Consider the following 26,968-nt stretch of genomic DNA (forward strand, 5'->3'; position numbering starts at 1 on the left):
CCTGCGGATTTGAGTGACAACCATGCCAAAACGTACAGACATTAAAAGCATCCTGATTCTCGGCGCTGGCCCGATCGTGATCGGCCAGGCCTGCGAATTCGACTACTCCGGCGCCCAGGCTTGCAAAGCCCTGCGCGAGGAAGGCTATCGCGTCATCCTGGTGAACTCCAACCCGGCCACCATCATGACCGACCCGGCCATGGCCGATGCCACCTACATTGAACCGATCAAGTGGCAGACGGTTGCCAAGATCATCGAGGCAGAGCGTCCGGATGCGCTGCTGCCAACCATGGGTGGCCAGACCGCTCTGAACTGCGCCCTGGACCTGGAGCGCGAAGGCGTCCTGGAAAAATTCGGCGTGGAGATGATCGGCGCCAATGCCGACACCATCGACAAAGCCGAAGACCGCTCGCGCTTCGACAAGGCCATGAAGTCGATCGGCCTGGATTGCCCGCGCTCCGGTATCGCTCACACCATGGACGAGGCCAATGCAGTCCTCGACAAGCTGGGCTTCCCTTGCATCATTCGTCCGTCCTTCACCATGGGCGGCACCGGCGGCGGCATCGCCTACAACCGTGAAGAATTCGAAGAAATCTGCGCCCGTGGTCTGGACTTGTCGCCGACCAAGGAACTGCTGATCGACGAATCGCTGATCGGCTGGAAAGAGTACGAGATGGAAGTGGTCCGCGACAAAAAGGACAACTGCATCATCGTCTGCTCCATCGAGAACTTCGATCCGATGGGTGTGCACACCGGCGACTCGATCACCGTCGCACCGGCTCAGACCCTGACCGACAAGGAATACCAGATCATGCGCAACGCCTCCTTGGCGGTGCTGCGTGAAATCGGCGTCGAGACCGGCGGTTCCAACGTTCAGTTCGGCATCTGCCCGGACACCGGCCGCATGGTCGTGATCGAGATGAACCCGCGTGTATCGCGTTCTTCCGCCCTGGCTTCGAAAGCCACCGGTTTCCCGATCGCCAAGATCGCGGCCAAGCTGGCGGTCGGCTACACCCTCGACGAACTGCAGAACGACATCACTGGCGGCCGTACCCCGGCGTCCTTCGAGCCGTCGATCGACTACGTCGTTACCAAGCTGCCGCGCTTTGCATTCGAGAAATTCCCGAAAGCCGACGCCCGCCTGACCACTCAGATGAAATCCGTGGGTGAAGTCATGGCCATCGGCCGTACCTTCCAGGAATCCCTGCAGAAAGCCCTGCGCGGTCTGGAAGTTGGCGTCTGCGGCCTCGACCCTAAAGTCGACCTGGCCAGCCCGGAAGCCTCGAGCATCCTCAAGCGTGAACTGACCGTGCCGGGCGCCGAGCGTATCTGGTACGTGGCCGACGCTTTCCGCGCCGGCATGACCCGCGACGAAATCTTCGCCCTGACCAGCATCGACCACTGGTTCCTGATCCAGATCGAAGACCTGATCAAGGACGAAGAGAAGGTCAAGACCCTCGGTCTGTCGACCATCGACAAGGACCTGATGCTGCGCCTGAAGCGCAAGGGCTTCTCCGACCAGCGTCTGGCCAAGCTGCTGGGCATCACCGACAAGAATCTGCGTCGTCATCGCCACAAGCTGGAAGTGTTCCCGGTCTACAAGCGCGTCGACACCTGCGCCGCCGAGTTCGCGACCGACACTGCCTACCTGTACTCGACCTACGAGGAAGAATGCGAGGCCAACCCGTCGACTCGCGACAAGATCATGATCCTGGGCGGCGGTCCAAACCGTATCGGCCAGGGCATCGAGTTCGACTACTGCTGCGTACACGCGGCACTGGCCCTGCGTGAAGACGGTTACGAGACCATCATGGTCAACTGCAACCCGGAAACCGTCTCCACCGACTACGACACCTCTGATCGCCTGTACTTCGAGCCGCTGACGCTGGAAGACGTGCTGGAAGTGGTTCGCGTCGAGAAGCCGAAAGGCGTGATCGTCCACTACGGTGGTCAGACTCCGCTGAAACTGGCTCGCGCGCTGGAAGAGGCCGGTGTGCCAATCATCGGTACCAGCCCTGATGCCATTGACCGCGCGGAAGACCGTGAGCGCTTCCAGCAGATGGTTCAGCGCCTGAACCTGCTGCAGCCGCCAAACGCCACCGTGCGTAGCGAAGACGAAGCCATTCGTGCCGCCGGCGTTATCGGTTATCCGCTGGTAGTTCGCCCGTCCTACGTACTGGGCGGTCGTGCCATGGAAATCGTCTACGAACTGGACGAGCTCAAGCGCTACCTGCGCGAAGCGGTACAGGTTTCGAACGATAGCCCGGTCTTGCTCGACCACTTCCTCAACTGCGCCATCGAGATGGACGTGGATGCGGTGTGCGATGGCACCGACGTGGTTATCGGCGCAATCATGCAGCACATCGAGCAGGCAGGCGTTCACTCCGGTGACTCCGCGTGCTCGCTGCCGCCATACTCGCTGCCAGCCCACGTTCAGGACGAAGTCCGCGAACAGGTCAAGAAGATGGCCCTGGAGCTTGGCGTTGTTGGTCTGATGAACGTCCAGCTGGCGTTGCAGGGCGACAAGATCTACGTGATCGAGGTCAACCCGCGCGCTTCCCGTACCGTGCCATTCGTGTCGAAGTGCATCGGCACTTCGCTGGCGATGATCGCCGCGCGCGTCATGGCTGGCAAATCGCTGAAAGAGCTGGGCTTCACCAAGGAAATCATTCCGAACTTCTACAGCGTCAAGGAAGCGGTGTTCCCATTCGCCAAGTTCCCGGGTGTTGACCCGATCCTCGGCCCTGAGATGAAATCCACTGGTGAAGTGATGGGCGTCGGCGACAGCTTCGGTGAAGCCTTCGCCAAAGCGCAGATGGGCGCCAGCGAAGTGCTGCCGACCGGCGGTACTGCGTTCATCAGCGTACGTGACGACGACAAGCCACAAGTGGCTGGCGTTGCCCGTGACCTGATCACTCTGGGCTTTGAAGTGGTTGCTACCGCCGGTACCGCCAAGATCATCGAAGCGGCTGGCCTGAAAGTGCGTCGCGTGAACAAGGTGACCGAAGGTCGTCCGCACGTGGTAGACATGATCAAGAACGACGAAGTGTCGCTGATCATCAATACCACGGAAGGTCGTCAGTCGATTGCCGACTCCTACTCGATTCGCCGCAATGCGTTGCAGCACAAGATTTACTGCACCACTACCATTGCGGCCGGTGAAGCTATCTGTGAAGCGCTGAAATTCGGTCCGGAAAAGACCGTTCGCCGCTTGCAGGATCTGCATGCAGGACTTAAAGCATGAGCATTACCAAATACCCGATGACCGTCCAGGGCGCTCGCGCCCTGGAAGAAGAGCACCTGTTCCTGAGCAAGACCGAGCGCCCGCGCCTGAGTCAGGCGATTGGCGAAGCGCGTGAACTGGGTGACCTCAAGGAAAACGCTGAATACCATGCCGCCCGCGAGGAGCAAGGCATGGTCGAGGCGCGTATCCGTGATATTGAAGGCCGTTTGCAGAACTCGGTCGTGATCGACGTGACCACCATTGCCCACACTGGCAAGGTCATTTTCGGCACTACTGTGTTGCTGGAAAATGCCGAGACTGGCGATCAGGTGACTTACCAGATCGTTGGTGAGGACGAAGCCGACATCAAGAAGGGCAAGCTTTCGGCGGGTGCGCCGATTGCCCGTGCCATCATCGGCAAGGAAGAAGGTGACGTGGTGGTCGTCAAGACACCTAGCGGCGTGCTCGAGTACGAGATTGTCGAAGTCAAACACATCTGACCGGCCCCGTGGCTTCGCTGCCACGGCCGTGATCTGGCAACTGGCCCAGGTACTCTGGGTCGGTGGCCTGTGGATCCTTCATCTGGGGTTGTTGCCCGCGCTGAATCAGGTCGGCCTCGCGCCGTTGCTGGTCGAAGATGTCAGTCGTGTGGTGGCGTCATTGCTGGTGGCTTTCGCGGCTGTCGGTAGCGGCGTGCAGGTGTTGGTGCTGGTCCGGGCCGAGGGCATGACCAGTCTATGGCGGGATGCGCGTGGGCAGTTGCTGCTTATGGCGGTGCTGGCGTGTGCTGTCTACTTCGTATTGAGCACGGTGTTCGCGGGGCAACTGCGCTGGCAGTTGTTCTGTTACCTGGTGTTGGGCCTTACCGGTCTGTTGCTGGTGCTGCAACCGGTGCCGGGCAGGGCGCGCAAAGCGCGCCACTGATCGGAGCGAGCATCACTTGTAGCGGTGAATGTTCGACAGTTGCTTGTTTGGCTGTGGGTTGCGGCGATAGATCAGTGCCTTCTTCCCGATGGTCTGCACCAGTTCGGCACGGCCAGCCTTGCACAGTGCAGCGATTGCTGCGGCACGCTCTTCGCGGTCTTCCGAGCGGATCTCGACCTTGATCAGTTCGTGATCGGCCAGGGCGCGTTCCAGTTCGGCAAGAACGCCCTCAGTCAGTCCATTGCCTGCCACAATCAGAACTGGTTTCAGATCGTGGCCAATGGATTTGTACTGTTTCTTCTGCTCGTTATTGAGCGGCATAATCTGACCCTTTGTCTGATTCTGTAAAAATGGCGGCCATTTTACCCGAGGGCCCGTGGATCCGCCCAGTTAATCACGACCCTAATCATCGAGGTGCCCAGTGGCGCGTTCCAAGACAAGCCTTGGCTGGCTGAAAGAACATTTCAACGATCCTTACGTCAAAATGGCGCAAAAGGATGGTTATCGCTCGCGTGCGAGCTACAAACTGCTGGAAATTCAGGAAAAGTACAAAATCATCCGCCCAGGCATGAGCGTAGTTGACCTGGGCGCCGCGCCGGGTGGCTGGTCGCAGGTGACCAGTCGTCTGATCGGCGGTCAGGGGCGTCTGATCGCGTCGGACATCCTGGAGATGGACAGCATCCCTGATGTCACCTTCATTCAGGGCGACTTCACGCAGGATGACGTCCTGGCGCAAATTCTTGAGGCCGTCGGTAATTCGCATGTGGACCTTGTGATTTCCGATATGGCCCCCAATATGAGTGGTACGCCAGCCGTCGATATCCCCAAGGCAATGTTTCTCTGTGAGCTAGCCATTGATCTGGCTACTCGCGTGCTCAAGCCTGGTGGTGATTTCCTGATCAAGATTTTCCAGGGGGAAGGCTTTGATGTTTACCTCAAGGAAACTCGCAAGAAGTTCGACAAGGTGCAGATGCTGAAGCCCGATTCTTCGCGTGATCGCTCACGAGAGCAGTACCTGCTGGCGAGAGGGTATCGCGGGGAATAAAAGCATCACCGGCGGCTTCTTGAGGCAGTGATAGTTTTTTCCAATCAGTCCGTGTGTCTGATATGGATGAACATCGTGTAGTCTAGATTCACAAAGGGTTACAGACGGCGCCAACTGCTGTTGTAGGTAATGTAGTAAGTTACGCCGGTGATTATCATGCGAGGCACGGTTGCGCCTAAACCTGCTTCAGAGGGTAGCTAATTGAACGATATGGCAAAGAATTTGATCCTGTGGTTGATCATCGCGGCTGTCCTGGTGACAGTGATGAACAACTTCTCCAGCCCGAATGAGCCGCAAACCCTCAACTATTCCGACTTCATCCAGCAAGTCAAGGATGGCAAGGTCGAGCGCGTTGCGGTCGACGGCTACGTCATTACTGGTAAACGTACTGACGGTGACACCTTCAAGACCATCCGTCCGGCCATTCAGGACAACGGTCTGATCGGCGACCTGGTCGACAACCATGTTGTGGTCGAAGGCAAGCAGCCAGAGCAGCAAAGCATCTGGACGCAGCTACTGGTAGCCAGCTTCCCGATCCTCGTGATCATCGCGGTCTTCATGTTCTTCATGCGGCAGATGCAAGGTGGCGCCGGTGGTAAAGGCGGCCCGATGAGCTTTGGCAAGAGCAAGGCGCGACTGCTGTCCGAGGATCAGGTCAAAACCACACTGGCCGACGTGGCGGGTTGTGATGAAGCGAAGGAAGAGGTCGGCGAGCTCGTCGAGTTTCTGCGTGATCCGGGCAAGTTCCAGCGCCTGGGCGGTCGTATTCCTCGCGGCGTCTTGATGGTTGGTCCTCCTGGTACCGGTAAGACATTGCTGGCCAAGGCCATCGCTGGTGAGGCGAAGGTTCCGTTCTTCACCATTTCCGGTTCCGACTTCGTCGAAATGTTCGTGGGTGTGGGTGCCAGTCGCGTACGTGACATGTTCGAGCAGGCCAAGAAGCATGCGCCGTGCATCATCTTCATCGACGAAATCGATGCCGTAGGTCGCCATCGTGGTGCTGGCATGGGTGGCGGTCACGACGAGCGTGAACAAACCCTTAACCAGTTGCTGGTGGAGATGGATGGCTTCGAGATGAACGATGGCATCATCGTGATCGCAGCTACCAACCGTCCAGACGTGCTTGACCCTGCCTTGCTGCGTCCCGGCCGTTTCGACCGCCAGGTGGTGGTTGGTTTGCCAGACATTCGTGGTCGTGAGCAGATCCTCAAGGTTCACATGCGCAAGGTGCCGATTGGCGAGAACGTCAATCCTGCAGTCATTGCTCGCGGTACTCCTGGTTTCTCGGGTGCTGACCTGGCCAACCTGGTCAACGAGGCTTCACTTTTCGCGGCGCGTGGCGGCAAGCGCGTTGTCGAGATGAAAGAGTTCGAGCTGGCCAAAGACAAGATCATGATGGGCGCTGAGCGCAAAACCATGGTCATGTCGGAAAAAGAGAAGCAGAACACCGCTTACCACGAAGCGGGTCACGCGATCGTTGGTCGCGTCGTTCCGGAGCACGATCCGGTTTACAAGGTATCCATCATCCCTCGCGGTCGTGCGTTGGGTGTGACCATGTTCCTGCCGGAAGAAGATCGCTACAGCCTCTCCAAACGTGCGCTGATCAGTCAGATCTGTTCGCTGTACGGCGGTCGTATCGCTGAGGAAATGACCCTTGGCTTTGATGGTGTGACCACAGGCGCTTCCAACGACATCATGCGGGCCAGTCAGATTGCTCGTAACATGGTTACCAAGTGGGGGCTGTCGGAGAAGCTTGGTCCGCTCATGTACGCTGAGGAAGAGGGCGAAGTGTTCCTGGGGCGCGGCTCCAGTTCTGGACACGCCAGTGTTTCCGGCGAGACTGCGAAGCTGATCGATTCCGAGGTTCGCAGCATCATTGACCAGTGTTATGCCACGGCCAAGCAGATCCTCACCGACAACCGTGACAAGCTCGACGCAATGGCCGACGCACTCATGAAGTACGAAACCATTGATGCCGACCAGATCGAAGACATCATGGCTGGCCGCCCGCCGCGCGAACCGCGTGATTGGGATGGTGACTCGGGTACATCTGGAACGACGGCTTCCCAGGGTGATCGTCCAGAGTCCCCGATTGGTGGGCCGGCAGCGCAACACTAAGGGCTGACATGACTTCACAGCAGTACCCGACCCGGTTGCCTTGCGGCAACCGGGTTCTTGACCTTTCGCTTACCCATGTCATGGGTATTCTCAATATCACTCCGGATTCCTTTTCAGACGGCGGCCGCTTCACTCAGCGCGACGCGGCGCTGCGCCATGCCGAGGAAATGGTGGCTGCCGGCGCTACGTTGATCGATGTGGGGGGGGAGTCAACCCGGCCAGGGGCGCGCGTTGTCACTGCTCTTGAGGAGCTTGAGCGCGTTGCGCCTATTGTCGAGGCTCTGAATCGTGAGCTGGATGTGGTCATCTCGGTGGACACTTCGACGCCGTCGGTTATTCGTGAGTCGGCGCGCCTCGGGGCAGGGCTGATCAATGACGTCCGCTCGCTCAGTCGTGACGGAGCGTTGGATGCTGCTGCGGCTACCGGCTTGCCTGTGTGCCTCATGCATATGCGTGGTGAGCCTGGAAACATGCAGGATGCCCCAAGCTACGGCGACGTGACTGCCGAGGTTGCGACGTATCTTGAAGAGCGGATGGCTGCCTGCAGTTCTGTTGGAATCGAGGCGGAACGCATAATTCTTGACCCAGGTTTCGGCTTTGCCAAAACACTGGAGCATAATCTCAGCCTGTTCAAGCATATGGACAGTCTGCAGCGCTTGGGGCGCCCTTTGCTGGTGGGCGTCTCGCGCAAGAGTATGATCGGCCTGACCCTTGGTCGGGCTGTGGATGGACGGCTATATGGCAGCTTGGCGCTGGCCGCATTGGCGATCACCAAAGGAGCGAAGATCCTTCGTGTTCACGATGTTGCTGAAACCGTCGACATCGTACGGATGATCGCTGCGGTACAAGCCGCCGAATAAGAGTGACGGAGCATTTATGAGTAGAAAATATTTTGGTACCGACGGCATTCGCGGTCGTGTTGGTGAGTTCCCTATTACCCCTGATTTCATGCTCAAGCTGGGTTGGGCGGCGGGTATGGCCTTCCGCAAGCAGGGTCACTGCCGTGTATTGGTAGGCAAGGACACCCGTATTTCCGGGTATATGTTCGAGTCTGCCCTGGAGGCCGGGCTTTCGGCTGCCGGGGCTGATGTGCTGCTGTTGGGGCCGATGCCGACTCCGGCGATCGCCTACCTGACGCGGACCTTCCATGCTGAGGCGGGCATCGTCATCAGTGCCTCCCACAATCCGCATGACGACAACGGCATCAAGTTTTTCTCCGGGCAAGGTACCAAGTTGCCTGACGAAGTCGAACTGATGATCGAAGAGCTGCTTGACCAGCCGATGACGGTGGTTGAGTCGAGCAAGTTGGGCAAGGTCTCTCGAATCAACGATGCTGCCGGTCGCTATATCGAGTTCTGCAAGAGCAGCGTGCCGAGCAGCACCGATTTCTCTGGCCTGAAGCTGGCTATCGACTGTGCTCATGGCGCGACCTATAAGGTAGCTCCAAGCGTGTTTCGTGAGCTGGGTGCCGAAGTTACCGTGCTGTCTGCGCAGCCGGATGGTCTGAACATCAATGAAAACTGTGGCTCGACTCATATCGAGTCGCTGCAGGCAGCAGTGCTGGTTGGTCATGCCGATCTGGGTATCGCCTTCGATGGTGACGGTGACCGCGTGCTGATGGTTGATCACACGGGCGCCATTGTTGATGGTGACGAACTCTTGTTCATCATCGCACGTGACCTCCATGACCGCGGCAAGCTTCAAGGTGGCGTGGTGGGTACGCTCATGAGCAACCTGGGGCTGGAGCTTGCGCTGAAGGATCTGTCGATTCCCTTCGTGCGAGCGAAGGTAGGTGACCGTTACGTCATGGCAGAGTTGCTGGCGCGCGAGTGGATCATTGGCGGGGAAAACTCCGGGCATGTGGTTTGCTGTAGCCACACCACGACTGGAGACGCGATCATCGCTGCTCTGCAGGTGCTGATGGCGCTCAAGCGTCGTGGAGAGACCCTAGCGCAAGCTCGCCAGGCTGTCCGCAAGTGCCCGCAGGTGCTGATCAATGTCCGCTTCGGGGCAAGCAAGGTCGATCCGCTCGAGCACCCTTCGGTGAAAGAAGCGTGTGAGCGTATTACCGAGGATATGGCCGGGCGTGGTCGCGTGTTGTTGCGCAAGTCCGGAACAGAGCCTCTCGTGCGTGTAATGGTCGAAGGTGACGACGAAAGTCAGGTTCGCGGCCATGCCGAGGCACTGGCAAAACTGGTAAGTGAAGTTTGCGTTTGATTTACGCTTGCCAGTAGTGATCGGGTTGGGTAACATCTGCGCCCACTTTGACCGACGAGGTACAGCATGCGTCGCCCTATGGTAGCTGGTAACTGGAAGATGCACGGTACCCGCGCCAGCGTCGCTGAGCTGATCAAAAGCTTGAGTAATCAGGCCTTGCCAAGCGGTGTTGATGTCGCGGTGTTTCCACCCAGCCTGTTCATTACACAGGTGATCGACGGGCTTGAAGGCAAGTCGATCGCTGTAGGTGCTCAGGACTCCGCGGTCGAACCCCAGCAAGGGGCTTTGACGGGAGAGGTGGCTCCGAGTCAGTTGGTTGATGTCGGTTGTGAGTGGGTGTTGATCGGTCACTCCGAGCGGCGTCAGATTCTGGAAGAGCAAGACTCGACCCTGATTCGGAAGTTCGCAGCGGCACAGTCCTGTGGATTGAAGGTTGTGTTCTGTGTAGGGGAAACCCTCGAAGAGCGCGAAGCAGGCAAGACGCTAGAAGTTGTTGGGCAGCAGTTGGACAGCATCATCGATACGTTGGGTGTTGCGGTCTTTGCAAGTGCGATTATTGCCTATGAGCCAGTTTGGGCCATCGGTACTGGCCTCACAGCTACTCCGCAGCAAGCGCAGGATGTGCATAAAGCCATTCGCGAGCAGTTGGCGGTAAAGGATTCAGAAGTTGCGCAGAATGCGCGGCTTCTATACGGCGGCAGCGTGAAGGCGGCCAATGCGGCTGAGCTGTTCGGCATGCCGGATATTGATGGGGGGCTCATTGGTGGGGCTTCCCTGAACGCAGACGAATTCGGTGCAATTTGTCGCGCCGCAGGAAACTGAAAAATGCTGGAAACAGTTATTGTCGTTCTTCATCTGTTGGGCGCACTGGGTTTGGTAGTGCTGGTTCTGCTGCAACAGGGTAAAGGTGCGGAAGCAGGTGCATCTTTCGGCGCAGGTGCTTCAAATACTGTGTTCGGAAGCCAAGGTTCTGCTACCTTCCTGAGTAAGTTTACTGCTATACTAGCTGCCTCTTTCTTCTTAACTGCTCTTGGGTTAGGATACTTTGCTAAAGAGAAAGCTCATGAGCTGACTCAAGTAGGGTTGCCAGATCCAGCGGTATTAGAAGTTAAGCAAGCCAAACCGGCAGCAGATGATGTACCGGTGCTCCAGGAGCAACAGAAGAACGAAGCCGGCAACACTGGCGATGTTCCTCCCGCTCAAGAGCAGAAGTAACGGGTTTCAAAGTAGTATTGCCGAGGTGGTGGAATTGGTAGACACGCAACCTTGAGGTGGTTGTGCCCATAGGGTGTAGGGGTTCGAGTCCCCTTCTCGGTACCATTTGAAGCATGAGAGCCCGCTTTGAGCGGGCTTTCTTGTAGGTGGAGGTTGGATTGACCCTTTCGGGGGTTCGGTCGTATACTTTCGCCCCAGCTTTGTCGCGGGGTGGAGCAGTCTGGTAGCTCGTCGGGCTCATAACCCGAAGGTCGTTGGTTCAAATCCAGCCCCCGCAACCAGTTTCAGCGGAGCCCCTTTTCAAGGGGCTTTTTGTTAGCTGAACAGTTCTCAGCGCCGATGTTCAACGGCGCATTTCATGGATGGGCGCTTGCCCATTTTTTATTTGCACAGCATGCACGAGGGGGTTCAGGTGTCGAGCAAGCTAGAACAGTTGCAGGCCTTGTTGGCCCCGGTGGTCGAGGCGCTCGGCTATCAATGCTGGGGAATCGAGTTCATTTCTCAAGGCAAACATTCGGTACTGCGTATCTATATCGACAAAGAGGGCGGCATTCTGGTCGAAGATTGCGAAGCCGTCAGTCGCCAGATCAGTGGCGTTCTGGATGTTGAAGATCCAATCAGCTCCGAATACACCCTTGAAGTGTCCTCTCCTGGCATGGATCGCCCGCTGTTCACACTTGAACAGTTTGCCTCGCATGCCGGCGAACAAGTGAAGATCAAGCTGCGTACGCCCTTCGAAGGTCGTCGTAACTTTCAAGGCCTGCTCCGCGGTGTGGAGGAACAGGATGTCGTGGTCCAGGTGGACAGTCACGAATTCCTGTTGCCGATCGACTCGATCGACAAGGCCAACATTATTCCCAGTTTTGACTGAGACATGCCGGATCCGCTCCAAAAAAGCGGACCTAATGGCTTGCGAAAGGCGAGGCGTACGATGAGCAAAGAAGTACTGCTGGTTGTTGAGTCGGTATCCAATGAAAAGGGCGTACCGGCCGGCGTGATTTTTGAAGCGCTGGAAGTGGCTCTGGCCACCGCAACTAAAAAACGTTTTGAAGACGAAGTTGACCTGCGTGTGGAAATCAACCGCCACACCGGTAACTACGAAACCTTCCGCCGCTGGACTGTGGTCGAAGACGAAGACCTGGACGATCCTGCGATCGAACTGGCCGTCGACCAGGCCCAGGCGAAAAAACCGGGCGCTGTCGCTGGCGAGATCATCGAAGAGAAGATCGAATCCATCGAGTTCGGCCGTATCGCTGCCCAGACCGCCAAGCAAGTCATTGTGCAGAAGGTTCGTGAGGCAGAACGTGCTCAGGTGGTCGATGCCTATCGTGAGCGTGTAGGTGAAATCATCTCCGGCACGGTCAAGAAAGTTACCCGCGACAACGTCATCGTTGATCTGGGTAACAATGCTGAAGCACTGCTGGCACGTGAAGATATCATCTCTCGCGAGACTTTCCGGGTAGGCGTTCGAGTTCGTGCGCTGCTCAAGGAAATCCGCACTGAGAACCGCGGTCCGCAACTGATTCTGTCGCGTACCGCGCCACAGATGCTGATCGAGCTGTTCCGCATCGAAGTACCGGAAATCGCCGAGGGCCTGATCGAAGTGATGGCTGCTTCGCGTGATCCGGGCTCTCGAGCAAAGATCGCCGTTCGCTCCAAGGACAAACGTATTGACCCACAAGGCGCCTGCATCGGCATGCGCGGCTCCCGGGTTCAAGCGGTTTCCGGAGAGCTGGGTGGTGAGCGCGTGGATATTGTGCTCTGGGACGACAACCCAGCACAGTTCGTCATCAACGCCATGTCGCCGGCTGAAGTCGCGGCGATCATCGTTGACGAAGATGCCCACGCGATGGATATCGCTGTTGCCGCTGACAACCTGGCGCAGGCGATCGGTCGCGGCGGTCAGAACGTTCGCCTGGCCAGTCAACTGACCGGCTGGACCCTGAACGTGATGACCGAATCGGACATCCAGGCCAAGCAGCAAGCGGAAACCGGCGACATCCTGCGCAACTTCATCGAAGAGCTGGAAGTCGACGAAGAACTGGCCCAGGTGCTGGTCGACGAAGGCTTTACCAGCCTCGAAGAAATTGCCTATGTACCGCTGGAAGAAATGCTCAACATCGATGGCTTCGACGAGGAGATCGTCAACGAACTCCGCGCTCGTGCCAAGGACCGTCTGTTGACCAAAGCCATCGCTACCGAGGAAAAACTGGCAGACGCCCATCCGGCCGAAGACCTGCTCTCTCTTGAGGGTATGGACAAGGACCTGGCGGCGGAACTGGCGGTGCGCGGCGTGGTTACCCGCGAAGACCTGGCCGAGCAGTCGATTGACGATCTGCTCGACATCGACGGCATCGACGAAGAGCGTGCCGGCAAGTTGATCATGGCCGCCCGAGCCCACTGGTTCGAGTAAGCAGGCTGGCCTGAGGAGAGAAGTGCATGACGCAAGTCACGGTGAAAGAATTGGCCCAAGAGGTCGCTGCACCGGTAGAGCGCCTGCTGCAGCAGATGCGTGAGGCAGGTCTGCCGCACACCGATGCCAGTCAGCTGGTGAGCGACAATGAGAAGCAGGCTCTGCTGACCCATTTGAAAAGCAGCCATAAGGCAAAGGTGGAAGAGCCGCGCAAGATTACCTTGCAGCGCAAGACCACCAGCACCCTGCGTGTTGCCGGTAGCAAGAGCATCAGCGTAGAAGTACGCAAGAAGAAAGTTTTCGTACAGCGCAGCCCGGAAGAAGTCCAGGCTGAGCAGAAGCGTGAGCTGGAAGAGCGCCGCGCTGCCGAAAATGCTGTCCGCGAGAAGTCCGAAGCCGAAGCGCGTCAGCGCACCGAGGAAGAGACTCGTCGCCAAGCGCCAGCAGCACCGGCTGCTGCGCCTGTAGCCGCTCCGGTTGCGCAGGCTGAGGCCTCGGCTGCCGTCGAGCCCGCTGCAGCCCCGGCTCCCGCTGCTGACCGCAAGAAAGATGAAAGCCGTCGCAACGACCGTGCCCGTGACGATGATCGTCGCGGTGGCGAGCGTCGCAACGAAGCGCCGCGCGTATCGGTCAAGGTCAAGGAGAAAGAGAAAGCTCCTACTCCTCGCGCCGCTCCACGTACTACCGAGGAAGAAAGCGATGGTTTCCGTCGCGGCGGTCGTGGCAAGTCCAAGCCGAAGAAACGCAACGCTCACGGTTTCCAGAGCCCTACCGGTCCGGTCATCCGCGACGTAAGCATCGGCGAGACCATTACGGTTTCCGACCTTGCACAGCAGATGTCGGTCAAAGGCGCTGAAGTCGTCAAGTTCATGTTCAAGATGGGCACTCCGGTCACCATCAACCAGGTGCTCGATCAGGAGACCGCTCAACTGGTCGCCGAAGAGCTGGGCCACAAGGTCACCCTGGTCAGCGACACTGCCCTGGAAGATTCCCTGGCCGAATCGCTGAAGTTCGAAGGTGAGACCTTTGCCCGTGCGCCGGTCGTGACCGTAATGGGCCACGTTGACCACGGTAAGACCTCGCTGCTCGACTACATCCGTCGTGCCAAGGTTGCTGCTGGCGAAGCCGGTGGTATCACCCAGCACATCGGTGCCTATCACGTGGAAACCGACCGCGGCATGGTCACCTTCCTCGACACCCCTGGTCACGCCGCGTTTACCGCCATGCGTGCCCGTGGTGCCAAGGCGACCGACATCGTTATCCTGGTGGTCGCGGCTGACGACGGTGTGATGCCTCAGACCCGCGAAGCGGTTCAGCACGCCAAGGCTGCTGGTGTTCCACTGGTTGTTGCAGTGAACAAGATCGACAAGCCGGGCGCTGACCTCGATCGCATCCGCAACGAGCTGTCCGTCGAAGGCGTTACCTCCGAGGACTGGGGTGGTGACACTCCATTCGTCAAGGTTTCGGCGAAGATGGGTACCGGTGTTGACGAACTGCTCGAAGCCGTTCTGCTGCAAGCCGAGATCCTCGAGCTCAAAGCCACTCCATCCGCGCCAGGTCGTGGTGTCGTGGTCGAGTCTCGCCTGGACAAGGGCCGTGGCCCGGTGGCGACCGTTCTGGTTCAGGACGGCACCCTGCGTCAAGGCGACATGGTTCTGTGCGGCTCCAACTACGGCCGTGTACGAGCGATGCTCGACGAGAACGGCAAGCCCGTCAAAGAAGCCGGTCCGTCTATCCCGGTCGAGATCCTCGGCCTGGACGGTACCCCGGACGCTGGCGACGAGCTGTCGGTAGTGGCTGACGAGAAGAAAGCCCGCGAAGTTGCACTGTTCCGCCAAGGCAAGTTCCGCGAAGTCAAACTGGCTCGCGCTCATGCTGGCAAGCTGGAAAACATCTTCGAGAACATGGGCCAGGAAGAGAAGAAGACCCTCAACATCGTGCTCAAGGCCGACGTTCGTGGTTCTCTCGAGGCTCTGCAAGGTTCGCTCGGCGGCTTGGGCAACGACGAAGTGCAAGTGCGCGTGATCGGTGGCGGTGTCGGTGGTATCACCGAGAGCGACGCCAACCTGGCACTGGCTTCGAACGCAGTACTGTTCGGCTTCAACGTTCGTGCCGATGCCGGTGCGCGCAAGATCGTCGAGCAGGAAGGTCTGGATATGCGTTACTACAACGTGATCTACGACATCATTGAAGACGTCAAGAAAGCCCTGACCGGTATGCTCGGCAGCGATGTTCGCGAGAACATCCTGGGTATCGCCGAAGTGCGCGACGTGTTCCGTTCGCCGAAGTTCGGCGCCATCGCCGGTTGCATGGTTGTGGAAGGTACGGTTCACCGTAACCGCCCGATCCGTGTACTGCGCGAAGACGTGGTTATCTTCGAAGGCGAGCTGGAATCCCTGCGCCGCTTCAAGGACGATGCGTCCGAAGTACGTGCCGGCATGGAATGCGGTATCGGCGTCAAGAGCTACAACGACGTCAAGGTCGGCGACAAGATCGAAGTCTTCGAGAAAGTCCAGGTGGCTCGTACGCTCTGATTCACGAGCTTGGAAGCGACGGGCGGGTGGCTGTGAAGCCACGCTTGTCGCTGAACGCAACGCCCGGTCCGGCTGATGCCTGGCCGGGCGTTTGCCGCTTTAGTTACAGGTAGCAAGACATGGCAAAAGAATATAGCCGTACCCAACGCATCGGCGATCAAATGCAGCGTGAGCTGGCTCAGTTGATCCGTCGTGAAGTCAAAGATCCCCGCGTCGGCCTGGTGACCATCACCGCCGTCGATGTCAGCCGCGATGTCGGCCATGCCAAGGTGTTCATCACCGTCATGGGCCAGGACAGCGCTGAAGACATCAAGCAGAGTCTGAAAGTCCTGAACTCCGCCTCCGGTTTCCTGCGCATGCAGCTCGGCCGTGAAATGAAGCTGCGCAGCGTGCCGCAACTGCATTTCCACTATGACGAGAGCGTCACCCGCGGCGCCCATCTGTCCGCGCTGATCGAGCGTGCCGTCGCCGAGGACAGTCAGCACCAGAGCACCGACGTTCCGGATAGCAAGGAGTGATCCGTGGCTCAGGTCAAACGTATCCGTCGTAACGTCAGTGGCATCATCCTGCTCGACAAGCCGCTGGGGTTCACCTCCAACGCCGCGTTGCAGAAGGTCCGCTGGCTGCTCAATGCTGAAAAGGCCGGACATACCGGCAGTCTTGATCCGCTCGCTAGTGGCGTACTGCCGCTGTGCTTCGGCGAGGCAACCAAGTTCTCGCAATACCTGCTCGATTCCGACAAGGGCTACGAGACGGTCATGCAACTGGGACAGACCACCACCACCGGCGATGCCGAGGGTGAAGTCCTGCAGACCCGCGATGTGACCGTTGGTCGCGCCGACATTGAAGCGGTGTTGCCACAATTTCGTGGTCCAATCAGCCAGATACCTCCGATGTACTCGGCCCTCAAGCGCGATGGCCAGCCGTTGTACAAACTGGCGCGTGCAGGTGAAGTAGTGGAGCGTGAAGCACGTTCTGTTACTATTACCCGCTTGGAACTGCTGGAGTGCGAAGGCACCCGGGTTCGTCTCTCGGTCGGTTGCACCAAGGGCACGTATATCCGCACCCTGGTCGAAGATATCGGCGAGGTGTTGGGATGTGGTGCTTATGTCGCCGAACTGCGTCGCACCCATGCCGGACCGTTCGAACTGGCCCAGACCGTGACCCTCGAAGAACTCGAGCAGGTTCACGCCGATGGCGGCAATGAAGCGATCGATCGCTTCCTGATGCCTTCGGACAGCGGTTTGCTGGACTGGCCGTTGCTGCAGTTCTCCGAGCACAGTGCGTTTTACTGGCTGCATGGTCAGCCGGTACGTTCGCCGGACGCGCCGAAATTCGGCATGGTCCGCGTACAGGATCACAACGGTCGCTTCATCGGGATCGGTGAAGTGAGCGAAGACGGGCGCGTCGCGCCGCGTCGACTGATTCGGTCGGAATGACCGAAACCGTCAGTGCCGGGCTCAGGTCCGGCACGGATGGATTAGAGGGTGGCTGTTAATAGGCATGGTCACACCTCACTTTTATGAATACAGGGAGCAGTCCCTGGCCTATTGGAAGCCTTTACCGGTTTCCCTTGATTTGGAGAAAGCCAGATGGCACTCAGCGTTGAAGAAAAAGCACAGATCGTTGGCGACTACCAGCAAGCTGCTGGTGACACCGGTAGCCCGGAAGTTCAGGTTGCTCTGCTGACCGCCAACATCAACAAGCTGCAAGGCCACTTCAAGGCCAACGGCAAAGACCACCACTCCCGTCGTGGTCTGATCCGCATGGTAAACCAGCGCCGCAAGCTGCTGGACTACCTGAAAGGTAAAGACGCCACTCGTTACAGCGCCCTGATCGGTCGTCTGGGTCTGCGTCGCTAATAGCGGCCTGGCCAGTGGTGTGCGCGGCGTGCTGCGGTCTTCAGCCAAGAGCTTTCGCTCCATGGCTGACGAGCGCGCCGCGCGTATCTATGAGGTTGGCAGTCTGTCTTGCCCGAGCGGTTTTCCGCGACGGCCGGGCAGGCTCCCAACCTTTAGTTTTATCTGGACGGTCAATGGGGCCGATTCCCCGTTCTGCCCAAGAATTCGCAAGAAACCAGTTCCCCCAGAGCCACTAAGATAAGGTAGGAAACCGTGAACCCGGTAATCAAGAAATTTCAGTTCGGTCAGTCGACCGTAACCCTCGAGACTGGCCGTATCGCCCGTCAAGCATCCGGTGCCGTATTGGTCACCGTTGATAATGACGTCACCGTGCTGGTGACCGTGGTTGGCGCCAAGCACGCCGATCCGAGCAAGGGCTTCTTCCCGCTGTCCGTGCATTATCAGGAAAAGACCTACGCCGCCGGCAAGATCCCTGGTGGTTTCTTCAAGCGTGAAGGCCGTCCTTCCGAGAAAGAAACCCTGACTTCGCGTCTGATCGACCGTCCGATCCGTCCGCTGTTCCCCGAAGGCTTCATGAACGAAGTGCAGGTTGTCTGCACCGTCGTTTCCACCAGCAAGAAGACCGATCCGGACATCGCTGCGATGATCGGTACCTCGGCTGCCCTGGCCATCTCCGGCATCCCGTTCGAAGGCCCTATCGGTGCCGCGCGCGTTGCCTTCCACGAGAGCACCGGCTACCTGCTGAACCCGACCTACGAGCAACTGGCTGCCTCCAGCCTGGACATGGTCGTCGCCGGTACTTCCGACGCCGTTCTGATGGTTGAATCGGAAGCCAAAGAGCTGACCGAAGACCAGATGCTGGGTGCCGTGCTGTTTGCCCACGACGAATTCCAGGCAGTCATCCAGGCTGTCAAAGAGCTGGCCGCCGAAGCTGCCAAGCCAACTTGGGACTGGAAACCAGCCGTTGCCAACACCGAACTGCTGAACGCCATCCGCGCCGAATTCGGCGAAGCCGTTTCCCAGGGCTACACCATCACCGTCAAGGCCGACCGTTACGCTCGTCTGGGCGAACTGCGCGATCAGGCGATCGCCAAGTTCTCCGGTGAAGAAGGTCAGGCTTCGGCTGGCGAAGTCAAAGAAATCTTCGGCGAAATCGAATACCGCACCGTTCGCGAAAACATCGTCAACGGCAAGCCACGTATCGACGGTCGCGACACCAAGACCGTACGTCCGCTGAACATCGAAGTCGGTGTTCTGCCGAAGACTCACGGTTCCGCACTGTTCACCCGTGGCGAGACTCAGGCGCTGGTTGTTGCGACCCTCGGTACTGCCCGTGACGCACAGCTGCTGGACACCCTCGAAGGCGAGCGTAAAGACCCCTTCATGCTGCACTACAACTTCCCTCCGTTCTCGGTGGGCGAGTGTGGTCGCATGGGCGGTGCTGGTCGTCGTGAAATCGGTCACGGCCGTCTGGCCCGTCGTTCGGTTCAGGCCATGCTTCCAGCCGCTGACGCATTCCCGTACACCATCCGCGTTGTGTCGGAAATCACCGAATCCAACGGTTCCAGCTCGATGGCATCGGTTTGCGGTGCTTCCCTGGCACTGATGGACGCCGGTGTACCGATGAAGGCTCCGGTTGCCGGTATCGCCATGGGTCTGGTTAAAGAAGGCGAGAAGTTCGCCATTCTGACCGACATCCTCGGTGACGAAGACCACCTGGGCGACATGGACTTCAAGGTTGCCGGTACCTCCAAGGGTGTTACCGCGCTGCAGATGGACATCAAGATCAACGGCATCACCGAAGAGATCATGGAGATCGCCCTGGGCCAAGCCCTGGAAGCGCGCCTGAACATCCTCGGTCAGATGAACCAGATCATCGGTCAGTCCCGTAGCGAGCTGTCGGAAAATGCTCCGACCATGATCGCGATGAAGATCGACACCGACAAGATCCGTGACGTCATCGGTAAAGGCGGCGCGACCATCCGTGGTATCTGTGAAGAAACCAAGGCTTCGATCGATATCGAAGACGACGGCTCGATCAAGATCTTCGGCGAAACCAAAGATGCAGCAGAAGCAGCGCGTCAGCGCGTTCTGAGCATCACTGCCGAAGCCGAGATCGGCAAGATCTACGTCGGCAAGGTAGAGCGCATCGTCGACTTCGGCGCCTTCGTCAACATCCTGCCGGGCAAGGACGGTCTGGTTCACATCTCCATGCTGAGCGACGCTCGCGTAGAGAAAGTGACCGACATCCTGAAAGAAGGTCAGGAAGTTGAAGTTCTGGTGCTGGACGTGGACAACCGCGGTCGCATCAAGCTGTCGATCAAAGACGTTGCTGCAGCGAAGGCGTCGGGCGTTTAACTCCCGGCTTTCGAAAAAGGACCCTCCGGGGTCCTTTTTTTATGCGCGCGAATTGATGGGACAACTTGCATCTTGCATGCGCAATAACGCGGCAACTTGCAATTTGCACGATCCCGGCATTTTCGTATTTACGTAAGTTACTGTTTCTAAACGATTTTTAAGATATCAAAAACTGGCACAGCGTCTGCAATGTAAGGATTACACCTGCCACCAGGACCTTTCGGTGGCAGATTTCTCGAAAAACAGGAGTGTCTCGTATGAAGAAGTTCGCTATTGCTGCTGCCACCGCTACTGCCCTGACTCTGACCATGGCCAACGTAGCGTTCGCCCAACAGCCAACCACCCAGGCGCCACTGACTCTTGCGGCCGGTGAAGTGACCAAGGCCAAGGAAGCCACTTCCGACACCTGGATCACCACCAAGGTAAAAGCTGATCTGGTTACCGAGAAAGGTATTCCTGGTACCGACATCAAAGTCGAAACCAACAAAGGCGTAGTGTCGCTGTCGTCCGACGTGGCAGTGTCCTCGTCGCAGAAAGACATGGCAGTTGCCATCGCCAAGAAAATCAAAGGCGTACAGGCCGTATCGGCTGATGGCCTGAAAACCAACTGATTGGTTCGTCCCGCTCGCTGACCCTGACGGTTCATGCGACAGCCCAAAAGGATTTGGGCGCACGGAGCCCCGGCAATGCCGGGGCTCTTTTTTGTCGGTCGAAAACTACTCGGCGTCGAGGTGCAGAGGTGAGATCACCCGGCCATCGGACTCGGCCTGGCCCAGGCTGGCATCGACGAAGTAGACCCGCTCGTCTTCCAGCTTGCCCTTGTCCACCAGGTAATCCTTGATGCTGCTGGCCCTTGCCTGGCCGAGCTGACGCAGCAGTACAGCGCTCTCCGCCCAGGTCTTGAGCACGGCATCACGCATCTGGCCGACACGCTGCTCTGTGTCCAGTTGCTCCCACTCCACGGGCGGTTGCTGCTTGAGACGGGTGCGGTAGATGCCTTCAAGCATCGCCGGCTTATCGCCTTCCGGCACCTGCAGCATCGACGCCTGGGCCGGGACTTTGTCGCCGCGGCGCTGGAGGATCTTGTAGTAGGTGCTCTGGTATTCACGCTCCAGTCGTTGCTGGGCAATCAATGGGCCGTCGCTGCTCTGGGCGCTGGTGCCTTCGATTTCCAGGCGCAGGGCGGGGCGTTCTTTCAGGGCAGCGGACAGCTTGTCCAGGGCACCCTGGGCATCAGTGCTCAGATCGCTGGAGCCGGGGGCGAAGGCGACGTTGCCGAGATCCTCGGAGCCGCCACCGGCAATCAGCCCACCGATGAACTTGAACGGCGCCTGCGCCGCGCGCAGCACCAGATTGCGCAAGGTTTGCCAAACGATCGGCATGACGCTGAACTGCGGGTTGTTCAGGTCCCCGGTGACCGGCAACTCGATGGAAATCTTGCCCTCGGTGTCCTTGAGTAGTGCCACCGCAAGGCGGATCGGCAGGTCCACGGCATCCGGGCTGTCGACCTTCTCGCCCAGTTGCAACTGCTCCACCACCACCTTGTTCTCGGCCTTGAGCTGGCCGTTGGTAATCACATAGTGCAGGTCGAGATTCAGCCGGCCCTTGCGGATGCGGAAACCGGCGAACTTGCCGGAATAGGGTGTCAACGTGGTGAGCTCGACCCGGCGGAAGCTGGTGGCGATATCAAGGCTGGCCATCGGATTGAACGGGTTGAGCGCGCCCTTGATGATGACTGGCGCGTAACGGTCGACCTTGCCTTTCACGTCGACCTTGGCCGGCTTCGGCTGGCGATTGTCGATGGTGCCGATCTGGCCGTTGAGCTGCTGGACCGCCGTGGCGAAGTTGGGCGTGAGGCTGAAGTCGGCGAAGTTGGCCGAGCCGTCGTTGATGTCGATCTGACCGATATGCACGCCCAGAGGCTTGTCGTTGCCCGGCGCGGCTTTGGCCTGGCTTTTCGCGCCGCTGTCGGCAGGTTGCGGGATCAACAGGTCGTCGACGTTGGTGGTGCGGTCCTCGTTGATCATGAAGCGCGCGTAAGGCTGGAGCAGATTGACCTTGGCGATGCTCAGGGCATCACCGTGACGGTATTCGATGCCGTCCAGATCGAGTTGCTGCCATTTGACGAAGTCGCGGTTCTTGATGGTGTCCAGGGTGTGCAACTGGTTGACCCGGGCCTTGCCCGTAATGGCAAAGGCCAGTGGCTCGGTGCTCTTGAGGTCGACATTAAGGTCGCTGCCGAGCATGCCGCTACGCAGTTCCAGGCGAATGAACGGGCTGATGTAGGCCTGGGCAATACGCAAGTCGATGTCTTGGGTGCTGACCTTGAGCTTCGCCGTGACCGGCGCCAGGTTGACCTCGCCGGACGCCTGCAGCTTGCCCTGTTTGCCGACGCCGCTGTCGAGCTTGAGGGTAAAGGGCGATTTGTTCAGGCTGTCGAAATTCTGCAGATCAACGTTGATCGGGCCGACATCAAGGGCGACGGCTTCCTTTTGCGTGCGATCGGCCAGATGCACCTGATAGTTGCGCAACTGGGTGTCGCGCAACAGCACTTGCCATGGCTTGCCGGGAGCATCCTGCGCGGCTTTTTCCTTGGCGGAAGGCTCAGCGGTGGCTGGCTCGGCTTTCTCCTTGGGAGTGGCCTTGGCTGGTTGGCTAGCGAACAGTTTCTGCCAATCCAGTTGCCCGTCGGCTTCAAGAGCTGCCCAGGTTTCCAACTGTTCGCTGCGAATCTTGCCGACGGTCACCAACTGCTTCGCCAGGTCTACCGAGCTTTCCGACACGTCCAGCCTGGCCAGGCGCACCAGCGGGCGACCATCGGGGGCCTTGATCGCAAAGGACGCGATGCTCAGCGCGGTGTTGTCCAGCAGAAGCTCGGTCTCCTTGGCCAGGCTGATGCTGTAGTCGGTCTGCAGGTTGTACACGCCGTTTTCCAGCACCAGCGGAACGGCGTCACGCACATAAGGCCAGAACGCCTTCATTTTCCCGTCGGTGATTTTCAGCGTGCCCTTGGAGGCGATCGGCGACAGGCTGAACGTGCCGCTCCAGTCGATGTGTCCACCGTTCGGACCGGCCGCCACCAGGGTCATGTCGGTGTTGTCGTCGGGCAGGGTGCTGAGGTTTTTCAGCTCCAGGTTCATCGAGTCGTAGAGGAATTCGATTGGCTCGCTTGGGCGGTCATCCTGGAAGTGCAGGTAGCCGTCGCTCAGGCGGATGCTGCCGATGCGCAGCGGGAACGGATCGCTGGCCGGCGCTTCGGGCTTCGCCTCGCTCGGCGGCAGCTTGAACAGCTGGGTCAGGTTCAGGCTGCCGTCCTTGGCGAACAACAGCTCGGTGCGCGGTTTGACCAGTTCGACGCTGTCCAGGTGCAGGGCGCCGCTCCACAGGCTGTCCAGTTGCAGATTGGCGTACAGGCGTTCGAAGCCGATCTGCTCCTTGCCCGGGTCACCGATCTGCAGGCCCCAGACCGTCAGTTCCAGGCTGAACGGGTTGAGTTCGATGCGCTGCAACTGTGCCGGTACGGTGGCGTATTGGGCCAGTTGCTGGTTGGCAATGCGAAGGGCGACGCCGGGAAGGATGAAGAAGCCAAGAAGGCTGTACAGGGCGAGGGCGGCCAGCAGGGCGCCGAGGGCGCGGGTCAATCCTTTGGACATGTGCGGCATCTGCATAGGAAGCGGGACGCTTAGAGTATGGCACGTTAATCGAGTTCCGGCGGTTGCCGGGAAAACCCGACAGCCCCCGGTCTGCGTGCCCTACAGATGCAGCACCAATGTCTTCAGCGGCGGGCGGCCATCGTGCGAAGGGAAGTCCGCGGCCGGGCTGATCACCTGCCACTCGCGCACCGGGCGACCGGCTTTCTCCGCGCAGCGCAGCACCTGTTCGCGCCAGTCGTCCATGTCGACCCGGGCCAGGTTGTTGTTGCAGATCAGCACGCCGTCTTCGGCGGTGGTCAGCAAGGCCGGTTTGAGCAGGCTTTGGTAATCGCGCAGCAGGTCAACCGTGCCGAACGCGCTTTTGGCCCAGGCCGGCGGATCGAGAAATACCAGGTCGAACTGCCGGGCTTCCAGGCGCACATAGGACGGCAGCTTCTGCCCGCGCCGCTGGCTGATGGGCAGCCCGGCCAGTTGGCGGATTGCCGGGAAGTAGTCGGACTGGATGAAGTCCATCGGTGCCAGTTGCGGATTGAGCGCACCGTTCTCGCGACCGACAGCCAGGTTGCCTTCGGCGAAATCGAGGTTGCACACCTCGCTTGCACCGCCGGCTGCCGCGCTCAGGCCGACCCCACAGGTGTAGGAAAAGAGGTTGAGCACACTTTTGCCGGCGCTGTGCTGCTTGACCCAGCCACGGGCATTGCGCAGGTCGAGGAACAGCAGGGGATCCTGCCCGGCATGACGGCCGCGCACTCGGTAATTCAGCCCCCACTCATGGCCGACGGTGTCCTCCAACGCTTCCTCGGTCGCTTGGTACACCGTGTCCTGACGGTCGATTCGGCTGTTGCCCCGCGAGCGGTCGTTGTAGACCAGTTGCAGCGGTTGTCCGAGGCTTTGCTCGATGCTGGCGTGCAGGTCCAGCAGGGCGTCGCGTTCCAGTGTCTGGTGAAAGCTCTGCACCATGAGTTGCGGGCCGTAGCGGTCGGCGGTCAGGCCGGGCACGCCTTCCTGGCTGCCATGGAACAGGCGGTAACAGTCGGTGCCTTGGGCATGCAGTTCAGCGAGAAGGGGTTGGCGACTATCGAGGGCGGCGCGCAGCGCCTGATTCAAGGAGGACATGCACGGGGCCTTGGTTGCGGGCGTGCAGTTTACCGTCGGGGCGGAGGAGGGGCCAGCGCGGCCCCTCCCGTGTCGATCAGCGTTCGATTGCCAGGGCAACGCCCTGGCCGCCGCCGATGCACAGGGTCGCCAGACCTTTTTTCGCATCGCGCTTGATCATTTCGTGGAGCAGGGTGACCAGCACGCGGCAGCCCGACGCGCCGATCGGGTGGCCGATGGCGATGGCGCCGCCGTTGACGTTGACCTTGCTCGCATCCCAGCCCAGCTCCTTGCCCACCGACAGGGCCTGGGCGGCGAAGGCTTCGTTGGCTTCGATCAGGTCGAGCTGGTCAAGGGTCCAGCCGGCCTTGTCCAAGCAGCGGCGGGTGGCGCTGACCGGGCCGATGCCCATGATCGCCGGGTCGACCCCGGCATTGGCGTAGGCCTTGATCCGCGCCAGTACTGGCAGCTCCAGTTCTTGCGCCTTGGCCGCGCTCATCAGCATCACGGCGGCGGCGCCGTCATTGAGCGACGAGGCGTTGCCGGCGGTAACACTGCCGTCCTTCTTGAAGGCGGGCTTGAGCTTGCCGAGGGATTCGGCGGTGGTGCCGGCCCGGGGCTGTTCGTCGGTGACGAAGGCAATCGGGTCGCCTTTGCGCTGGGGGATCAGGATCGGGGTGATTTCGTCGACGAAGCGCTTGGCTTCGATGGCGGCCGCAGCTTTCTGCTGGGAAGCGGCGGCGAAGGCATCCTGTTCTTCACGGCTGATACCGTACTTCTCCACCAGGTTCTCGGCGGTGATACCCATGTGGTAGTCGTTGAACGCATCCCACAGGCCGTCGCTGATCATGGTGTCGACCAGGCTGGCATGGCCCATGCGCAGACCAGTGCGGGCGCCGGGCATGACGTAGTTGGACAGGCTCATGTTTTCCTGGCCGCCGGCGATGATGATGTCGGCGTCACCGCAGCGGATCGCCTGGGCGGCGAGGTGCAGGGCCTTGAGGCCGGAGCCGCAGACCTTGTTCAGGGTCAGGGCCGGAACAGCGTGGGGCAGGCCGGCCTTGATCGCGGCCTGGCGTGCCGGGTTTTGTCCGGCGCCGGCGGTCAGTACCTGGCCGAGGATGACTTCGTCGACGAGCTCGCCGTCCAGGCCGGTCTGGGCCAGCAACTGGCGGATCACGGCGGCGCCCAGGTCAACGGCTGGAATTGTGGCCAGCGCGCCCTGGAAACTGCCGACTGCAGTACGGGTGGCGGCGACGATTACGACATCTTGCATGCGCGGGTCCTCATTATTGTTGGATTTAGCGTGGGAACGCTGAAGCTTCTGTGGCTTCGATCGGGCGACATAGTGGCATAGATGGCGGTGGATTGGAGATGTCCGGTGCCGAGGCCCTCAAGCGTAGCGCCGGGCTTAACTGATCCCCATCCGCCGCCGTGCCCGGTGCGCCGATCCATCGCGCATCGCCCAGCGCAGCACCGGGGCCACCGTATTGATGCCCAGTCCGACCGCTCGCTGTTTCAGCGCTCCTTGCCTGAGCGCGAGCATGTCCGCGGCCCAGTCCGGCAGCAGCCCAATCCCGGCCTGCATCATCAGGCTGCCGACCGGCTTGGCCAGACGGCTCGGCGCCGGGGCGTCGAGCAGGACGCGGAGCACTTCGCGGCTGCGTTCATCACACTGGAGTTGCGGGCGCATGCGTCGCAGGTAGTCCGCGACTTCCTGGCGGGAGCGCGGCACATCGCGAGCACCGAGGCGTTCGGCGATCAGGGCGATTTCGTTGTAATAGGCGTCCTGCGCCGCGTCGCTCAAGTGCGGGTTGCGGTAGCGCAGGTGAGCGGCGAGGAAGCTGCTCACTTCGGCGACATGCACCCAGGTCAGCAGGTCCGGGTCACTGGCGGCATACGGGCGACCATCTGCGGCGGTGCCGACGACCTGCAGGTGGATGGTGCGTACCCGCTCGATCAGCCAGTTGGCGTCGCGGGTCGAGCCGAAAGTGGTACCGGAGATGAACTGGCTGGTGCGGCGCAGGCGGCCGAGCATGTCCTCGCGGAAGTTGGAGTGATCCCAGACGCCTGCCAGCGCCAGCGGGTGCAGGACCTGCAGCATCAGGGCGCTGATGCCACCGACCAGCATGCTGGGAAAGTCGCCGTGCACTTGCCAGCACACGCTTTGCGGGCCGAACAGGCCGGGGTCGCCCTTGGGGTTTTCCAGGTCGAGCTGGCCGAGGGCGAGGCCGGTGAGGCTCATGACTTGGGTTTCGATACGGCGGCGAAGGGGTTCCATGGGGGCCTTGATGTCGGTTTCCGAAGCGTG

Annotated in this window: 22 protein-coding genes and 2 tRNA genes; 19 read left to right on the forward strand and 5 right to left on the reverse strand. The window is 59.7% G+C overall.

From position 1 onward, the window contains the following. The first annotated feature begins 22 nt into the window (after positions 1 to 22). The 3 genes from carB to CKW37_RS30005 are packed head-to-tail and all read left to right on the forward strand — an operon-like array spanning position 23 to position 4,147. Complete coding sequence (gene carB, locus CKW37_RS29995; protein WP_095159730.1) at positions 23 to 3,244, forward strand: carbamoyl-phosphate synthase large subunit; 3,222 nt, start codon at positions 23 to 25, stop codon at positions 3,242 to 3,244. Then, complete coding sequence (greA, locus tag CKW37_RS30000) at positions 3,241 to 3,723, forward strand: transcription elongation factor GreA (RefSeq protein ID WP_175651982.1); 483 nt, start codon at positions 3,241 to 3,243, stop codon at positions 3,721 to 3,723. The genes carB and greA overlap by 4 nt, the downstream gene beginning before the upstream one ends. A 28-nt stretch (positions 3,724 to 3,751) precedes the next feature. Further along, positions 3,752 to 4,147, forward strand: a complete 396-nt coding sequence (locus tag CKW37_RS30005; protein ID WP_095159731.1) for an MFS transporter — start codon at positions 3,752 to 3,754, stop codon at positions 4,145 to 4,147. Positions 4,148 to 4,159: 12 nt separating this feature from the next. On the opposite strand, the gene yhbY is transcribed toward CKW37_RS30005, so the two are convergent. Then, entirely contained in the window at positions 4,160 to 4,468 is a 309-nt protein-coding gene (yhbY, locus tag CKW37_RS30010) for a ribosome assembly RNA-binding protein YhbY (RefSeq protein WP_095159732.1), read from the reverse strand. A gap of 100 nt (positions 4,469 to 4,568) precedes the next feature. Here yhbY and rlmE point away from each other — a divergent pair, with 100 nt between their 5' ends. From rlmE to CKW37_RS30095, 16 genes are all read left to right on the forward strand, one after another. Beyond that, entirely contained in the window at positions 4,569 to 5,192 is a 624-nt protein-coding gene (gene rlmE / locus CKW37_RS30015; protein WP_095159733.1) for a 23S rRNA (uridine(2552)-2'-O)-methyltransferase RlmE, read from the forward strand. A gap of 210 nt (positions 5,193 to 5,402) precedes the next feature. Then, entirely contained in the window at positions 5,403 to 7,310 is a 1,908-nt protein-coding gene (gene ftsH / locus CKW37_RS30020) for an ATP-dependent zinc metalloprotease FtsH (RefSeq protein WP_095159734.1), read from the forward strand. 8 nt (positions 7,311 to 7,318) lie between these two features. Beyond that, a complete protein-coding gene (gene folP, locus CKW37_RS30025) occupies positions 7,319 to 8,170 on the forward strand; it encodes a dihydropteroate synthase (protein WP_095159735.1) in 852 nt (283 codons plus the stop codon). Between the two features lie 16 nt (positions 8,171 to 8,186). After that, positions 8,187 to 9,527 carry a phosphoglucosamine mutase gene (glmM, locus tag CKW37_RS30030; RefSeq protein WP_095159736.1) on the forward strand — a complete coding sequence of 447 codons (1,341 nt, stop codon included), beginning with the start codon at positions 8,187 to 8,189 and terminating at the stop codon, positions 9,525 to 9,527. A 66-nt stretch (positions 9,528 to 9,593) separates the two neighbouring features. Next, positions 9,594 to 10,349, forward strand: coding sequence for a triose-phosphate isomerase (tpiA, locus tag CKW37_RS30035; RefSeq protein WP_095159737.1), 756 nt, complete (start codon positions 9,594 to 9,596; stop codon positions 10,347 to 10,349). A 3-nt stretch (positions 10,350 to 10,352) separates the two neighbouring features. Then, positions 10,353 to 10,742: a preprotein translocase subunit SecG gene (gene secG / locus CKW37_RS30040; protein WP_095159738.1), complete on the forward strand. Its 390-nt coding sequence runs from the start codon at positions 10,353 to 10,355 to the stop codon at positions 10,740 to 10,742. A 19-nt stretch (positions 10,743 to 10,761) separates the two neighbouring features. After that, positions 10,762 to 10,847 (forward strand) — tRNA-Leu (locus CKW37_RS30045). A gap of 99 nt (positions 10,848 to 10,946) precedes the next feature. Continuing rightward, a tRNA-Met gene (locus CKW37_RS30050) sits at positions 10,947 to 11,023 on the forward strand. Positions 11,024 to 11,154: 131 nt separating this feature from the next. Further along, entirely contained in the window at positions 11,155 to 11,613 is a 459-nt protein-coding gene (gene rimP, locus CKW37_RS30055; RefSeq protein ID WP_157969672.1) for a ribosome maturation factor RimP, read from the forward strand. 60 nt (positions 11,614 to 11,673) lie between these two features. Continuing rightward, on the forward strand, positions 11,674 to 13,155 hold the full coding sequence (nusA, locus tag CKW37_RS30060; protein WP_095159739.1) for a transcription termination factor NusA: 1,482 nt from the start codon (positions 11,674 to 11,676) through the stop codon (positions 13,153 to 13,155). Between the two features lie 26 nt (positions 13,156 to 13,181). Beyond that, complete coding sequence (infB, locus tag CKW37_RS30065) at positions 13,182 to 15,689, forward strand: translation initiation factor IF-2 (protein WP_095159740.1); 2,508 nt, start codon at positions 13,182 to 13,184, stop codon at positions 15,687 to 15,689. A 119-nt stretch (positions 15,690 to 15,808) separates the two neighbouring features. Then, a complete protein-coding gene (gene rbfA, locus CKW37_RS30070) occupies positions 15,809 to 16,207 on the forward strand; it encodes a 30S ribosome-binding factor RbfA (protein WP_095159741.1) in 399 nt (132 codons plus the stop codon). 3 nt (positions 16,208 to 16,210) lie between these two features. Next, positions 16,211 to 17,128, forward strand: a complete 918-nt coding sequence (gene truB, locus CKW37_RS30075; protein WP_095159742.1) for a tRNA pseudouridine(55) synthase TruB — start codon at positions 16,211 to 16,213, stop codon at positions 17,126 to 17,128. A gap of 153 nt (positions 17,129 to 17,281) precedes the next feature. Next, positions 17,282 to 17,551, forward strand: a complete 270-nt coding sequence (rpsO, locus tag CKW37_RS30080) for a 30S ribosomal protein S15 (protein WP_095159743.1) — start codon at positions 17,282 to 17,284, stop codon at positions 17,549 to 17,551. Positions 17,552 to 17,803: 252 nt separating this feature from the next. Continuing rightward, a complete protein-coding gene (pnp, locus tag CKW37_RS30090; protein ID WP_095159744.1) occupies positions 17,804 to 19,909 on the forward strand; it encodes a polyribonucleotide nucleotidyltransferase in 2,106 nt (701 codons plus the stop codon). 257 nt (positions 19,910 to 20,166) lie between these two features. Beyond that, positions 20,167 to 20,520 (forward strand): BON domain-containing protein, encoded by a 354-nt coding sequence (locus CKW37_RS30095; protein WP_095159745.1) that lies wholly within the window; start codon positions 20,167 to 20,169, stop codon positions 20,518 to 20,520. Between the two features lie 105 nt (positions 20,521 to 20,625). On the opposite strand, the gene CKW37_RS30100 is transcribed toward CKW37_RS30095, so the two are convergent. The 4 genes from CKW37_RS30100 to CKW37_RS30115 form a co-directional block, all read right to left on the reverse strand. After that, on the reverse strand, positions 20,626 to 23,562 hold the full coding sequence (locus tag CKW37_RS30100; protein ID WP_095159777.1) for a DUF748 domain-containing protein: 2,937 nt from the start codon (positions 23,560 to 23,562) through the stop codon (positions 20,626 to 20,628). A gap of 99 nt (positions 23,563 to 23,661) precedes the next feature. Further along, positions 23,662 to 24,678, reverse strand: a complete 1,017-nt coding sequence (locus CKW37_RS30105; RefSeq protein WP_095159746.1) for a class I SAM-dependent rRNA methyltransferase — start codon at positions 24,676 to 24,678, stop codon at positions 23,662 to 23,664. Positions 24,679 to 24,754: 76 nt separating this feature from the next. Further along, the gene (locus CKW37_RS30110; protein WP_095159747.1) at positions 24,755 to 25,933 is read right to left on the reverse strand and encodes an acetyl-CoA C-acetyltransferase; all 1,179 of its coding nucleotides are present in this window, start codon (positions 25,931 to 25,933) and stop codon (positions 24,755 to 24,757) included. Between the two features lie 135 nt (positions 25,934 to 26,068). Further along, positions 26,069 to 26,938, reverse strand: coding sequence for an oxygenase MpaB family protein (locus CKW37_RS30115; RefSeq protein ID WP_095159748.1), 870 nt, complete (start codon positions 26,936 to 26,938; stop codon positions 26,069 to 26,071). Between the last annotated feature and the right edge of the window lie 30 nt (positions 26,939 to 26,968).

It is taken from the genome of Pseudomonas sp. Irchel 3E13 (assembly GCF_900187455.1).
GTDB lineage: Bacteria > Pseudomonadota > Gammaproteobacteria > Pseudomonadales > Pseudomonadaceae > Aquipseudomonas.

Bases quoted from the DNA above. Each gene is read 5' to 3' on its own strand.
- CKW37_RS30095 (WP_095159745.1), top strand. From the start codon at position 20,167: ATGAAGAAGTTCGCTATTGCTGCTGCCACCGCTACTGCCCTGACTCTG.
- secG (WP_095159738.1), top strand. From the start codon at position 10,353: ATGCTGGAAACAGTTATTGTCGTTCTTCATCTGTTGGGCGCACTGGGT.
- folP (WP_095159735.1), top strand. From the start codon at position 7,319: ATGACTTCACAGCAGTACCCGACCCGGTTGCCTTGCGGCAACCGGGTT.
- ftsH (WP_095159734.1), top strand. From the start codon at position 5,403: ATGGCAAAGAATTTGATCCTGTGGTTGATCATCGCGGCTGTCCTGGTG.
- glmM (WP_095159736.1), top strand. From the start codon at position 8,187: ATGAGTAGAAAATATTTTGGTACCGACGGCATTCGCGGTCGTGTTGGT.
- yhbY (WP_095159732.1), bottom strand. From the start codon at position 4,468: ATGCCGCTCAATAACGAGCAGAAGAAACAGTACAAATCCATTGGCCAC.
- CKW37_RS30110 (WP_095159747.1), bottom strand. From the start codon at position 25,933: ATGCAAGATGTCGTAATCGTCGCCGCCACCCGTACTGCAGTCGGCAGT.
- rbfA (WP_095159741.1), top strand. From the start codon at position 15,809: ATGGCAAAAGAATATAGCCGTACCCAACGCATCGGCGATCAAATGCAG.
- CKW37_RS30115 (WP_095159748.1), bottom strand. From the start codon at position 26,938: ATGGAACCCCTTCGCCGCCGTATCGAAACCCAAGTCATGAGCCTCACC.
- greA (WP_175651982.1), top strand. From the start codon at position 3,241: ATGAGCATTACCAAATACCCGATGACCGTCCAGGGCGCTCGCGCCCTG.
- nusA (WP_095159739.1), top strand. From the start codon at position 11,674: ATGAGCAAAGAAGTACTGCTGGTTGTTGAGTCGGTATCCAATGAAAAG.
- rpsO (WP_095159743.1), top strand. From the start codon at position 17,282: ATGGCACTCAGCGTTGAAGAAAAAGCACAGATCGTTGGCGACTACCAG.
- tpiA (WP_095159737.1), top strand. From the start codon at position 9,594: ATGCGTCGCCCTATGGTAGCTGGTAACTGGAAGATGCACGGTACCCGC.
- CKW37_RS30100 (WP_095159777.1), bottom strand. From the start codon at position 23,562: ATGTCCAAAGGATTGACCCGCGCCCTCGGCGCCCTGCTGGCCGCCCTC.
- carB (WP_095159730.1), top strand. From the start codon at position 23: ATGCCAAAACGTACAGACATTAAAAGCATCCTGATTCTCGGCGCTGGC.
- infB (WP_095159740.1), top strand. From the start codon at position 13,182: ATGACGCAAGTCACGGTGAAAGAATTGGCCCAAGAGGTCGCTGCACCG.
- CKW37_RS30105 (WP_095159746.1), bottom strand. From the start codon at position 24,678: ATGTCCTCCTTGAATCAGGCGCTGCGCGCCGCCCTCGATAGTCGCCAA.